Origin of the sequence: Streptomyces sp. N50 (assembly GCF_033335955.1) — a bacterium.
Lineage (GTDB): Bacteria > Actinomycetota > Actinomycetes > Streptomycetales > Streptomycetaceae > Streptomyces.
Genome location: NZ_CP137549.1, coordinates 1,244,138 through 1,256,421, shown reverse-complemented (window position 1 = coordinate 1,256,421; position 12,284 = coordinate 1,244,138). Strand labels below are relative to the sequence as shown.

Here is a 12,284-nt window from a genome sequence, read left to right as displayed (position 1 = left end):
TGCGCGGATGGGCACTTCGGCCCCTCCCTGGCCGTTCACCAAATGGCGGCCGGGGAAGGTACCGTTCGGTAGGGAGCGGGGGTTCGGGCCCGCTGCCAGCGCCAATCGCCGTACGAGATGGAGTGGCACCGGATGCAGCACGCAGTGGGGTCTCCGCTGCCGCCGCCCCACCAGCCGGGGCAGGGACCGACCACCGGTTGGTCCCCGGCCGGACAGCACTCGGGCCCACCGCCCCATCCGGGCCCGGCACCCGTGCCGCCCCCGCCACCGGCCCCGGGCTTCGCGCCCACCCCGCCGCTGCCGCACGCGGTTCCGCGCCGCGCACCGGACACCACCGGCCACGTCCAGCTCCCGCCGGGCGGCCCCGTCCCCATGCCCAGCGCGCCACCGGCGCAGGCCGCGGCCGACCCGACCTCCACGACCCTCGCGGTGCTGCTCATCGGCCCCGCCGGCGCGGGCAAGACGAGCGTCGCGAAGTACTGGGCGGACCACCGCCGGGTCCCCACCGCCCACATCAGCCTCGACGACGTCCGCGAATGGGTCCGCTCCGGCTTCGCGGACCCCCAGTCCGGCTGGAACGACCACTCCGAGGCCCAGTACCGCCTGGCCCGCCGCACCTGCGGCTTCGCCGCCCGGAACTTCCTCGCCAACGGCATCTCCTGCATCCTCGACGACGCGGTCTTCCCCGACCGCCCGGTCGTGGGCCTCGGCGGCTGGAAACGACACGTGGGCCCCGGCCTCCTCCCCGTCGTCCTCCTCCCCGGCCTGGAAATCGTCCTGGAACGCAACGCCGAACGCTCCGGCAACCGCCGCCTCACCGACGAGGAGGTCGCCCGCATCCACGGCCGCATGGCCGGCTGGTACGGCTCGGGCCTCCCGATCATCGACAACTCCCAGATGGACGTCCCGCAGACGGCCCGGGTACTGGATGACGTCCTGGCACGCTCCATAGCAAGCCCCCCGAGCTGGTAGCCAAGGGGAGGGTCATTCCCTAAGGGACGCGGGGAACTGCGCGCTCAGCCCCCACCGGCGCGCACCCGGCGAACACCAAAAGCCCACCCCCGTCCCCCGAACGGCACCCTCCCAACCAGCACAATCCAGCCACCGCTCCTACGCTCATCTCATGTCAGAGGTCTACGCAGCCCGCCGAGCAAGGCTCAGGGACCGAGCCCAAGCCGGCGGCAGCCAATCCGCGCTGGTCACCAACCCAGCCAACGTGCGCTACCTGTCGGGCCCGGTTCCACAGGGCACCGTCCTGCTGCTGGGCAAGCGCGAGGACATGCTGGTCTGCGCGGACCCGCTGGACGAACGCCCCACCGAAGGCCGCCCCGACGAGGCCCTCCGCATCCACGAACTCAAGGGCCCCGGCGGCGACCCCGCCGTAGCGGCGGCAGACCTCGCGGCGGCGCACGGCGCCGAATCCATGGCCGTAGAAGAACACCACCTCACCGTGGCCCGCCACCGAGCCCTCCGCTCGGTCGCCCCCACGCTCCGCCTCACCGACATCGGCGGCGCGGTCGAGCAGCTCCGGGTCGTCAAGGACGAGGAGGAGATCTCCTGTCTGAGAATCGCCGCCGAGATCGCCGACCAGGCCCTCGGAGAGCTGCTGGAGTCGATCCTCGTCGGCCGCACCGAACGCCACCTCGCCCTCGAACTGGAGCGACGGCTCGTCGACCACGGCGCGGACGGCCCCGCCTTCGCGACCTCCGTCGCCACCGGCCCGCACTCCGGCAGACGCGGCCACCGGCCGACCGACCGCCGGGTCGAGGAAGGAGATTTCCTTTCCGTCTGCCTCGGCGCCACCTATCGCGGATACCGCTGTGAGATCGGCCGTACGTTCGTCATCGGGACGTCTCCCGCGGACTGGCAGATCGAGCTCTACGACCTCGTCTTCGCCGCCCAGAGGGCCGCGAGGGAGTCCCTGACCCCCGGCGCCGCCTACCGCGATGTGGACCGCGCGGCCCGCCAGGTGCTGGACTCCGCGGGGTACTCGGAGGGCCTCGCAGCCCTCACCGGCCACGGTGTCGGGCTCGAAATCGACGAGGAGCCGCAGCTGGCCCCCGCGGCCATGGGTAAACTGGACGCTTGCGTGCCGGTCACCGTCGAACCGGGGGTTCACCTCCCGGGCCGGGGCGGTGTCCGGATCGATGACACGCTCGTCGTACGCCCTGAGGCGGACGGCGGACCCGAGCTACTCACCATCACGACCAAGGAGCTGCTCGCGCTCTAGCTTTTCCGAGCTGTGCGCGTGTCCCGTGGTCGTCCACGTCAGTCCAGGAGATTCCGCAACCGTGGCTTCCACGAACGACCTCAAGAACGGCCTGGTGCTCAAGCTCGACGGGGGCCAGCTCTGGTCCGTCGTCGAGTTCCAGCACGTCAAGCCCGGCAAGGGCCCTGCCTTCGTGCGCACCAAGCTCAAGAACGTGCTCTCCGGCAAGGTCGTCGACAAGACGTTCAACGCCGGCGTCAAGGTCGAGACGGCCACTGTCGACAAGCGCGACATGCAGTTCTCGTACATGGACGGCGAGTACTTCGTCTTCATGGACATGGAGACCTACGACCAGCTCATGGTCGACCGCAAGGCCGTCGGCGACGCCGCCAACTTCCTGATCGAGGGCTTCACCGCCACGGTCGCGCAGCACGAGGGCGAAGTGCTCTTCGTCGAGCTGCCGGCCGCCGTCGAGCTCGTCATCCAGGAGACCGAGCCCGGCGTCCAGGGCGACCGCTCCACCGGTGGCACCAAGCCCGCCACCCTGGAGACCGGCTACCAGATCCAGGTCCCGCTCTTCATCACCACCGGTGAGAAGATCAAGGTCGACACCCGCTCCAGCGACTACCTCGGCCGGGTGAACAGCTAACCGTGGCTGCCCGCAATACGGCCCGCAAGCGCGCCTTCCAGATCCTCTTCGAGGGCGACCAGCGCGGTGTCGGCGTCCAGACCGTCCTCGCGGACTGGATCCGGCTCTCCCGGGACGACACCCGGCAGCCGCCGGTCAGCGAGTACACGATGGAGCTGGTCGAGGGGTACGCGCAGCACGCGCGCCGCATCGACGAGCTGATCGCGCAGTACTCGGTCGGCTGGACGCTCGACCGCATGCCCGTGGTGGACCGCAACATCCTGCGCCTCGGCGCCTACGAGCTCATCTGGGCCGACGAGACGCCGGACGCCGTCGTCCTCGACGAGATGGTGCAGCTGGCGAAGGAGTTCTCGACGGACGAGTCGCCCTCGTTCGTGAACGGCCTGCTGGGCCGTTTCAAGGACCTGAAGCCCTCGCTGCGCCGGGACGAGGCGTAGGCAGAGGACGCGAGTACGCGAGCGAAACGCCGGAGGGCCCGCAGCACGACCGCTGCGGGCCCTCCGGCGTTCCCGCAGGCGGTTTCGTAGGCATGAGGGCGTTCCCGTGCGCATGAGGCTCCTGAGGCCCGCAGAAAGCCGCCGGGGTGGCCGGAACGGTGAAGTTCCGGCCACCCCGGCGGCACGTTTCTGCTGAGACGGGAAGCGGCTCGGCGGGAGCCGCTCAGTTCTCCTCGTGGGAGACCGCGCGACGTGCGTCCGCGTCCAGCACGCCCCAGCTGATGAGCTGCTCGGTGAGGACCGAGGGCGACTGGTCGTAGATGACGGCGAGTGTGCGCAGGTCGTCCTGGCGGATCGAGAGCACCTTGCCGTTGTAGTCACCGCGCTGGGACTGGATCGTCGCCGCGTAGCGCTGGAGCGGGCCGGCCTTCTCGGCGGGCACGTGGGCCAGCCGCTCCAGGTCCAGGACCAGCTTCGGCGGCGGCTCGGCGGCCCCGCCCGGCGTGGTGCCCGGCAGCAGCTCCTGCACCGGAACCCCGTAGAAGTCAGCCAACTCGGCGAGACGCTGCACGGTCACGGCACGGTCGCCGCGCTCGTACGACCCGACCACGACCGCCTTCCAGCGTCCCTGTGACTTCTCCTCGACACCGTGGAGGGAAAGGCCCTGCTGGGTGCGGATGGCCCGGAGCTTGGCCCCGAGCTGTTTGGCGTATTCGCTGGACATATAGCTCCCGGACACTGTGTCGACGCGGCTGCAGTGTTTCCGCGCCGCGCGGCTGGTAACTCACTGTGAGGTTACGCAGCGTTACGCTGCCGCGTCAAGCCGAATGGTCCGCACCGGCTCTTCCGTGGTAGCGGTGTCCGATTACTCCATAGGGGTGATCAGGGGTGTCGCCCCGGCCTGCTACCGTGGATGGCGCAAATCCGACGTCCTTTAAGGTCCGTCCCGTGAGGCGGAGAAGGAGGTCCGTTTCTTATGGACACCCAGCAGTACGAGTCCGATGCCCGGCCCGTTCTCGAGGCCCCCGACATCGCGCGGGTCCTGACCCGCATCGCCCACGAGATCGTCGAGCGCGCCAAGGGCGCCGACGACGTCGTGCTCCTCGGCATCCCGACCCGGGGCGTCTTCCTCGCCCAGCGGCTCGCCGCCAAGCTTGAGGAGATCACCGACCGCAAGATCCCGGTCGGCTCTCTGGACATCACGATGTACCGCGACGACCTGCGCATGCACCCGCCGCGCGCGCTGGCCCGCACCGACATCCCCGGTGACGGCATCGACGGCCGCCTGGTCGTCCTGGTCGACGACGTGCTCTTCTCCGGCCGCACCATCCGCGCCGCCCTCGACGCCCTGAACGACATCGGGCGCCCTCGCGCGGTGCAGCTCGCGGTCCTGGTCGACAGAGGCCACCGCGAACTGCCCATCCGCGCCGACTACGTCGGCAAGAACCTCCCCACGTCGCTGCGGGAGACGGTCAAGGTCCAGCTCGCCGAGGAGGACGGTCGCGACACCGTGCTGCTCGGTGCCAAGCGGACCTCCTCGGGCGAGCAGCAGCAGTAGCACGCGCGCGTACGGCACCGCCGTACGCGCCGCCGCCCCTGCCTGCCCGGATTCTCCCCAAACCTGAACTGCCTTACGGAGCCTGACAGATGCAGCGTCATCTCATCTCGGCCGCCGACCTCACCCGCGACGACGCCGTCCTGATCCTCGACACCGCCGAGGAGATGGCCAGGGTCGCCGACCGGCCGATCAAGAAACTGCCGACCCTGCGCGGCCGTACCGTGGTCAACCTCTTCTTCGAGGACTCCACGCGCACGCGTATCTCGTTCGAAGCCGCCGAGAAGCGCCTCTCCGCCGACGTCATCAACTTCACCGCCAAGGGGTCGAGCGTCTCCAAGGGCGAGTCCCTGAAGGACACCGCGCAGACCCTGGAGGCCATGGGCGTCGACGCGGTCGTCATCCGGCACGGTGCCTCCGGAGCGCCGTACCGGCTCGCCACCTCCGGGTGGATCGACGCGGCCGTCATCAACGCCGGTGACGGCACCCACCAGCACCCGACGCAGGCCTTGCTGGACGCGTTCACCATGCGGCGCCGGCTCGTCGGCCGGGACGCCGGGATCGGGCAGGACCTGGAGGGCAAGCGGATCACGCTCGTCGGTGACATCCTGCACAGTCGGGTCGCCCGCTCGAACGTCGACCTGCTGCACACCCTCGGCGCCGAGGTCACCCTGGTCGCCCCGCCGACCCTGGTGCCGGTCGGCGTCGAGGCATGGCCCTGCGAGGTCTCGTACGACCTCGACAGCACGCTCTCCAAGTCCGACGCGGTGATGCTGCTGCGCGTCCAGCGCGAGCGCATGAACGCGGCGTTCTTCCCGACCGAGCGCGAGTACTCGCGGCGCTACGGCCTCGACGGCGACCGGATGGCGAAGATGCCCGAGCACGCCATCGTGATGCACCCGGGGCCGATGGTCCGGGGCATGGAGATCACCGCCGAGGTCGCCGACTCGGACCGCTGCACCGTCGTCGAGCAGGTCGCAAACGGAGTGTCCATCCGGATGGCCGTGCTCTATCTGCTTCTGGGCGGCAACGAACCCGCCGTCAGCCACGCCCGTATCGAGGAGAAGTAAGTCACATGAGCAAGATCCTGATCCGTGGTGCGAAGGTGCTCGGCGGCGAGCCGCAGGACGTCCTGATCGACGGGGAGACCATCGCCGAGGTCGGTGTCGGTCTCAGCGCCGAGGGCGCCGAAGTCGTCGAGGCCGACGGGAAGGTCCTCCTCCCCGGTCTCGTCGACCTGCACACCCACCTCCGTGAGCCCGGCCGTGAGGACTCCGAGACCGTCCTGACCGGTACCCGCGCCGCCGCCAGCGGTGGTTACACGGCCGTGTTCGCCATGGCCAACACCTTCCCGGTCGCCGACACCGCCGGTGTCGTCGAGCAGGTCTACCGGCTCGGCCAGGAGCACGGCTACTGCGATGTCCAGCCCATCGGTGCCGTCACGGTCGGCCTGGAGGGCAAGAAGCTCGCCGAGCTGGGCGCCATGCACGAGTCGGCCGCCGGGGTCACCGTCTTCTCCGACGACGGCAAGTGCGTCGACGACGCGGTGATCATGCGCCGGGCGCTGGAGTACGTGAAGGCCTTCGGGGGAGTCGTCGCCCAGCACGCCCAGGAGCCGCGGCTGACCGAGGGCGCCCAGATGAACGAGGGTGTCGTCTCGGCCGAGCTGGGGCTCGGGGGCTGGCCCGCGGTGGCCGAAGAATCGATCATCGCCCGGGATGTCCTGCTCGCCGAGCACGTCGGTTCCCGCGTCCACATCTGCCACCTGTCGACCGCCGGGTCCGTCGAGATCGTCCGCTGGGCCAAGTCCCGGGGCATCGACGTGACCGCCGAGGTCACCCCGCACCATCTCCTCCTCACGGATGAACTGGTGCGCTCCTACAACCCGGTGTTCAAGGTCAACCCGCCGCTGCGCACCGAGCGCGATGTGCTGGCCCTGCGCGAGGCGCTCGCCGACGGCACGATCGACATCGTCGCCACCGACCACGCCCCGCACCCGCACGAGGACAAGGACTGCGAGTGGGCCGCCGCCGCCATGGGGATGGTCGGCCTGGAGACCGCGTTGTCAGTGGTGCAGGAGACCATGGTGGACACCGGGCTCCTCACCTGGACCGGGGTCGCCGAGCGCATGTCCGCCAAGCCCGCCGAGATCGGCCGGGCCACCGGACACGGGCGTCCCGTCTCGGCTGGTGAGCCCGCCAACCTCACGCTCGTCGACACGGAATACCGTGGGTCGGTGGACCCCGCGGGCTTCGCTTCGCGCAGTCGCAACACCCCGTACGAGGGGCGTGAGCTGCCGGGCCGTGTGACGCACACCTGGCTCCGGGGCAAGGCCACGCTCGTCGACGGGAAGCTCACGTGACACCTCTGGAACTGACCCACCTCGCGGCCGGGGAGAAGTCCGCCCCGGTGACCGACTGGGCCGCCCGTATCGGCTGGCTCGTCGGCCTCGCCCTGTTCATCGCGCTCGTCTACTGGCTGATGCGCGAGGGCTGGAAGTGGCGCGGCACGCTCCAGGGCGATGTGCCGGAGCTTCCCACCGCGCCGTCCGACCCCGGTCCGGCGAAACTGACGATGAGCGGTCGTTACCACGGCTCAACCACCGCAGGGCAGTGGCTCGACCGCATCGTGGCGCACGGCCTGGGCACCCGCAGCCGGGTCGAGCTGACCCTGACGGAGGCCGGCCTGGATGTCGTACGACCGGGAGCCACCGACTTCTTCATCCCGGCCGGGGCGCTGCGCGAGGCCCTGCTCGGCAAGGGCATCGCCGGGAAGGTCCTCAGCGAGGGCGGTCTCCTGGTCGTGACGTGGGCGCACGGCGACCGGCTGATCGACTCCGGGTTCCGGTCCGACACCGCGGCCGAGCACGGCGAGTGGGTCGACACCCTGAACAGCATGATCAACAAGAGTCTCGAGACGACCGACACGGAAGGCGCACGATGACCACCTCCACCAGGGGAGCCGCCAAGGTTCCCGCCGTACTCGTCCTGGAGGACGGCCGGATCTTCCGCGGCCGTGCCTACGGGTCCGTGGGGGTGACCTTCGGCGAGGCCGTGTTCTCCACCGGCATGACCGGCTACCAGGAGACCCTGACCGACCCGTCGTACCACCGCCAGGTCGTCGTGATGACCGCCCCGCACATCGGCAACACCGGTGTGAACGACGAGGACCCCGAGTCGGCCCGCATCTGGGTCGCGGGTTACGTGGTGCGCGACCCCGCGCGCGTGCCGTCCAACTGGCGCTCCCGCCGCTCCCTCGACGAGGAGCTGCGCAACCAGGGTGTCGTCGGGATCTCCGGCATCGACACGCGCGCGTTGACCCGCCATCTGCGCGAGCGCGGCGCCATGCGCGTCGGCATCTTCTCCGGCCCCGCGCTGCCCGACGACGACACCATGCTCGCCGAGGTGCGCCAGGCCCCCGAGATGACGGGCGCCGACCTCTCCGCCGAGGTCGCCACCAAGGAGACCTACGTCGTCCCCGCGATCGGTGAGAAGAAGTTCACCGTCGCCGCCGTCGACCTCGGCATCAAGGGCATGACCCCGCACCGCATGGCCGAGCGCGGCATCGAGGTGCACGTGCTCCCGGCCACCGCGACCGTCGAGGACGTCTACGCCGTCCAGCCCGACGGGGTCTTCTTCTCGAACGGCCCGGGCGACCCCGCCACCGCCGACCACCCGGTCGCCGTCATGCGGGCCGTCCTGGAGCGCGGCACCCCGCTCTTCGGCATCTGCTTCGGCAACCAGATCCTGGGCCGCGCGCTCGGCTTCGGCACGTACAAGCTGAAGTACGGCCACCGGGGCATCAACCAGCCCGTCCAGGACCGTACGACGGGCAAGGTCGAGGTCACCGCGCACAACCACGGCTTCGCCGTCGACGCGCCCCTCGACAAGGTCTCCGACACGCCGTACGGCCGCGCCGAGGTCTCGCACGTCTGCCTGAACGACCAGGTGGTCGAGGGGCTGCGGCTGCTCGACCGGCCGGCGTTCAGCGTCCAGTACCACCCCGAGGCGGCGGCCGGCCCGCACGACGCCGCCTACCTGTTCGACCGCTTCACGTCTTTGATGGAGGGCCAGCGTGCCTAAGCGCACCGATATCCAGTCCGTCCTGGTCATCGGCTCCGGCCCGATCGTCATCGGCCAGGCCGCCGAGTTCGACTACTCCGGCACCCAGGCCTGCCGCATCCTGCGCGCCGAGGGCATCCGCGTCATCCTGGTCAACTCGAACCCGGCGACGATCATGACCGACCCGGAGATCGCCGACGCCACCTACGTCGAGCCGATCACCCCGGACTTCGTCGAGAAGATCATCGCCAAGGAGCGCCCGGACGCGCTTCTGCCCACCCTGGGCGGTCAGACGGCGCTCAACACCGCCATCTCGCTGCACGAGGCCGGCACCCTGGAGAAGTACGGCGTCGAGCTGATCGGCGCCAACGTCGAGGCGATCAACAAGGGCGAGGACCGCGACCTCTTCAAGGGCGTCGTCGAGGCCGTCCGCCGGAAGATCGGCTACGGCGAGTCCGCCCGCTCGGTCATCTGTCACTCCATGGACGACGTGATCGCCGGTGTCGACACGCTCGGCGGCTACCCGGTCGTCGTCCGCCCCTCCTTCACCATGGGCGGCGCCGGTTCCGGTTTCGCGCACGACGAGGAGGAGCTGCGCCGCATCGCCGGCCAGGGCCTCACGCTGTCTCCGACCACCGAGGTCCTCCTGGAGGAGTCCATCCTCGGCTGGAAGGAGTACGAGCTGGAGCTGATGCGCGACAAGAACGACAACGTCGTGGTCGTCTGCTCCATCGAGAACTTCGACCCCATGGGCGTGCACACCGGTGACTCGATCACCGTCGCCCCGGCGATGACGCTGACCGACCGCGAGTACCAGGTGCTGCGCGACGTGGGCATCGCGATCATCCGCGAGGTCGGTGTCGACACCGGCGGCTGCAACATCCAGTTCGCGATCGACCCGGTCGACGGCCGCGTCATCGTCATCGAGATGAACCCGCGCGTGTCGCGTTCCTCGGCGCTGGCCTCCAAGGCGACCGGCTTCCCGATCGCCAAGATCGCCGCCAAGCTGGCCGTCGGCTACACCCTCGACGAGATCCCGAACGACATCACGCGCGAGACCCCGGCCTCCTTCGAGCCGACCCTCGACTACGTCGTAGTGAAGGCCCCGCGTTTCGCCTTCGAGAAGTTCCCGAGCGCCGACTCCACCCTCACGACCACCATGAAGTCGGTCGGCGAGGCCATGGCCATCGGCCGCAACTTCACCGAGGCCTTCCAGAAGGCGCTGCGCTCCCTGGAGAAGAAGGGCAGCCAGTTCACGTTCGTCGGCGAGCCCGGCGACAAGGTCCAGCTCCTGGAGGAGGCCGTACGGCCCACCGACGGCCGGATCAACACCGTCATGCAGGCCATCCGCGCGGGCGCCACCCAGGAGGAGGTCTTCGAGTACACGAAGATCGACCCCTGGTTCGTCGACCAGCTCTTCCTCATCAAGGAGATCGCCGACGAGCTGGCCGCCGCCGCCAAGCTGGACCCGGAGTTGCTCGCCGAGGCCAAGCGGCACGGCTTCTCCGACCAGCAGATCGGTGAGATCCGCGGCCTGCGCGAGGACGTCGTCCGCGAGGTCCGGCACGCGCTCGGCATCCGCCCGGTCTACAAGACGGTCGACACCTGCGCCGCCGAGTTCGCCGCGAAGACGCCGTACTTCTACTCGTCCTACGACGAGGAGAACGAGGTCGCCCCGCGTGAGAAGCCCGCGGTCATCATCCTGGGGTCGGGCCCCAACCGCATCGGCCAGGGCATCGAGTTCGACTACTCCTGCGTCCACGCCTCCTTCGCGCTCAGCGACGCGGGCTACGAGACCGTGATGGTCAACTGCAACCCCGAGACCGTCTCGACGGACTACGACACCTCCGACCGCCTGTACTTCGAGCCGCTCACGCTGGAAGACGTGCTGGAGATCGTCCACGCCGAGCAGCAGGCCGGTCCCGTCGCGGGCGTCATCGTTCAGCTCGGCGGCCAGACACCGCTGGGCCTGGCGCAGGCACTGAAGGACAACGGCGTGCCGGTCGTGGGTACTTCGCCCGAGGCGATCCACGCCGCCGAGGACCGCGGCGCCTTCGGCCAGGTCCTCGCCGAGGCGGGCCTCCCGGCCCCCAAGCACGGCACGGCGACCACCTTCGTCGGCGCCAAGGCGATCGCCGACGAGATCGGCTACCCGGTCCTCGTCCGCCCGTCGTACGTCCTCGGTGGCCGCGGCATGGAGATCGTCTACGACGAGACCCGCCTGGAGTCGTACATCGCCGAGTCCACGGAGATCAGCCCCTCGCGGCCGGTCCTGGTCGACCGCTTCCTGGACGACGCCATCGAGATCGACGTGGACGCCCTCTACGACGGCCACGAGCTGTACCTCGGCGGCGTCATGGAGCACATCGAGGAGGCCGGCATCCACTCCGGCGACTCGGCCTGCGCCCTGCCGCCGATCACCCTGGGCGGCTTCGACATCAAGCGCCTGCGGACGTCGACCGAAGCCATCGCCAAGGGTGTCGGCGTCCGCGGACTGATCAACATCCAGTTCGCGATGGCCGGCGACATCCTCTACGTCCTGGAGGCCAACCCGCGCGCGTCCCGTACGGTCCCCTTCACCTCGAAGGCGACCGCGGTGCCGCTCGCGAAGGCCGCCGCCCGCATCTCGCTGGGCGCGACCGTCGCCGAACTGCGCGCCGAGGGGCTGCTCCCGGCCCACGGCGACGGCGGTGAACTCCCGCTGGACGCGCCGATCTCCGTCAAGGAGGCCGTCATGCCGTGGTCGCGCTTCCGCGACATCCACGGCCGCGGCGTCGACACGGTGCTGGGCCCGGAGATGCGCTCCACCGGCGAGGTCATGGGCATCGACTCCGTCTTCGGCACGGCGTACGCCAAGTCCCAGGCGGGCGCCTACGGCCCGCTGCCCACCAAGGGCCGCGCGTTCATCTCGGTCGCCAACCGCGACAAGCGCTCGATGATCTTCCCGGCACGCGAACTGGTCGCCCACGGCTTCGAGTTGCTCGCCACCTCCGGCACCGCCGAGGTCCTCAGGCGCAACGGCCTCAACGCCACGGTCGTCCGCAAGCAGTCCGAGGGCGTCGGCCCGAACGGCGAGAAGACCATCGTCCAGCTCATCCACGACGGCGAGGTCGACCTCATCGTCAACACCCCCTACGGCACCGGCGGCCGCCTCGACGGCTACGAGATCCGCACCGCCGCCGTGGCGCGGTCCGTGCCCTGCCTCACGACGGTCCAGGCGCTCGCCGCCGCCGTCCAGGGCATCGACGCCCTCAACCACGGTGACGTGGGCGTGCGTTCACTCCAGGAACACGCACAGCACTTGACCGCGGCCCGCGACTAGCAGCCTTGAGGGGGACACCGGAAACGGTGTCCCCCTCCTCCATGAGGACAC

The 12,284-nt window shown here is 70.0% G+C and carries 11 protein-coding genes; 10 read left to right on the top strand and 1 reads right to left on the bottom strand.

The window, feature by feature from the left end; translation table 11 throughout:
• Positions 1-132 precede the first annotated feature (132 nt).
• The 4 genes from R2B38_RS05190 to nusB all read left to right on the top strand — a co-directional run bounded on the left by R2B38_RS05190 (position 133) and on the right by nusB (position 3,295).
• The gene (locus tag R2B38_RS05190; RefSeq protein ID WP_318015171.1) at positions 133-972 is read left to right on the top strand and encodes a Pro-rich N-terminal domain-containing protein; all 840 of its coding nucleotides are present in this window, start codon (positions 133-135) and stop codon (positions 970-972) included.
• Positions 973-1,123: 151 nt separating this feature from the next.
• Positions 1,124-2,230: an aminopeptidase P family protein gene (locus R2B38_RS05185; protein WP_318015170.1), complete on the top strand. Its 1,107-nt coding sequence runs from the start codon at positions 1,124-1,126 to the stop codon at positions 2,228-2,230.
• Positions 2,231-2,291: 61 nt separating this feature from the next.
• Positions 2,292-2,858, top strand: a complete 567-nt coding sequence (efp, locus tag R2B38_RS05180; RefSeq protein ID WP_019059745.1) for an elongation factor P — start codon at positions 2,292-2,294, stop codon at positions 2,856-2,858.
• Between the two features lie 2 nt (positions 2,859-2,860).
• Positions 2,861-3,295, top strand: a complete 435-nt coding sequence (gene nusB, locus R2B38_RS05175; protein ID WP_019066395.1) for a transcription antitermination factor NusB — start codon at positions 2,861-2,863, stop codon at positions 3,293-3,295.
• 223 nt (positions 3,296-3,518) lie between these two features.
• Here nusB and bldD read toward each other — a convergent pair whose 3' ends face one another.
• Positions 3,519-4,019, bottom strand: coding sequence for a transcriptional regulator BldD (gene bldD / locus R2B38_RS05170; RefSeq protein ID WP_019059743.1), 501 nt, complete (start codon positions 4,017-4,019; stop codon positions 3,519-3,521).
• 252 nt (positions 4,020-4,271) lie between these two features.
• Between bldD and pyrR the strand changes: the two genes are divergently transcribed.
• The 6 genes from pyrR to carB all read left to right on the top strand — a co-directional run bounded on the left by pyrR (position 4,272) and on the right by carB (position 12,233).
• Positions 4,272-4,853, top strand: coding sequence for a bifunctional pyr operon transcriptional regulator/uracil phosphoribosyltransferase PyrR (gene pyrR, locus R2B38_RS05165; protein WP_318015169.1), 582 nt, complete (start codon positions 4,272-4,274; stop codon positions 4,851-4,853).
• Positions 4,854-4,942: 89 nt separating this feature from the next.
• Positions 4,943-5,920, top strand: a complete 978-nt coding sequence (locus R2B38_RS05160) for an aspartate carbamoyltransferase catalytic subunit (RefSeq protein WP_318015168.1) — start codon at positions 4,943-4,945, stop codon at positions 5,918-5,920.
• Positions 5,921-5,925: 5 nt separating this feature from the next.
• Positions 5,926-7,212: a dihydroorotase gene (locus R2B38_RS05155; protein ID WP_318015167.1), complete on the top strand. Its 1,287-nt coding sequence runs from the start codon at positions 5,926-5,928 to the stop codon at positions 7,210-7,212.
• On the top strand, positions 7,209-7,793 hold the full coding sequence (locus R2B38_RS05150) for a hypothetical protein (protein WP_318015166.1): 585 nt from the start codon (positions 7,209-7,211) through the stop codon (positions 7,791-7,793). The genes R2B38_RS05155 and R2B38_RS05150 overlap by 4 nt, the downstream gene beginning before the upstream one ends.
• The gene (carA, locus tag R2B38_RS05145) at positions 7,790-8,932 is read left to right on the top strand and encodes a glutamine-hydrolyzing carbamoyl-phosphate synthase small subunit (protein WP_318015165.1); all 1,143 of its coding nucleotides are present in this window, start codon (positions 7,790-7,792) and stop codon (positions 8,930-8,932) included. The genes R2B38_RS05150 and carA overlap by 4 nt, the downstream gene beginning before the upstream one ends.
• Entirely contained in the window at positions 8,925-12,233 is a 3,309-nt protein-coding gene (carB, locus tag R2B38_RS05140) for a carbamoyl-phosphate synthase large subunit (RefSeq protein WP_318015164.1), read from the top strand. The genes carA and carB overlap by 8 nt, the downstream gene beginning before the upstream one ends.
• The last annotated feature ends 51 nt before the right edge of the window (positions 12,234-12,284 follow it).

Coding starts and splice junctions, on each gene's coding strand:
- carA (WP_318015165.1), top strand. CDS start 7,790: ATGACCACCTCCACCAGGGGAGCCGCCAAGGTTCCCGCCGTACTCGTC.
- R2B38_RS05190 (WP_318015171.1), top strand. CDS start 133: ATGCAGCACGCAGTGGGGTCTCCGCTGCCGCCGCCCCACCAGCCGGGG.
- R2B38_RS05155 (WP_318015167.1), top strand. CDS start 5,926: ATGAGCAAGATCCTGATCCGTGGTGCGAAGGTGCTCGGCGGCGAGCCG.
- pyrR (WP_318015169.1), top strand. CDS start 4,272: ATGGACACCCAGCAGTACGAGTCCGATGCCCGGCCCGTTCTCGAGGCC.
- R2B38_RS05185 (WP_318015170.1), top strand. CDS start 1,124: ATGTCAGAGGTCTACGCAGCCCGCCGAGCAAGGCTCAGGGACCGAGCC.
- R2B38_RS05160 (WP_318015168.1), top strand. CDS start 4,943: ATGCAGCGTCATCTCATCTCGGCCGCCGACCTCACCCGCGACGACGCC.
- bldD (WP_019059743.1), bottom strand. CDS start 4,019: ATGTCCAGCGAATACGCCAAACAGCTCGGGGCCAAGCTCCGGGCCATC.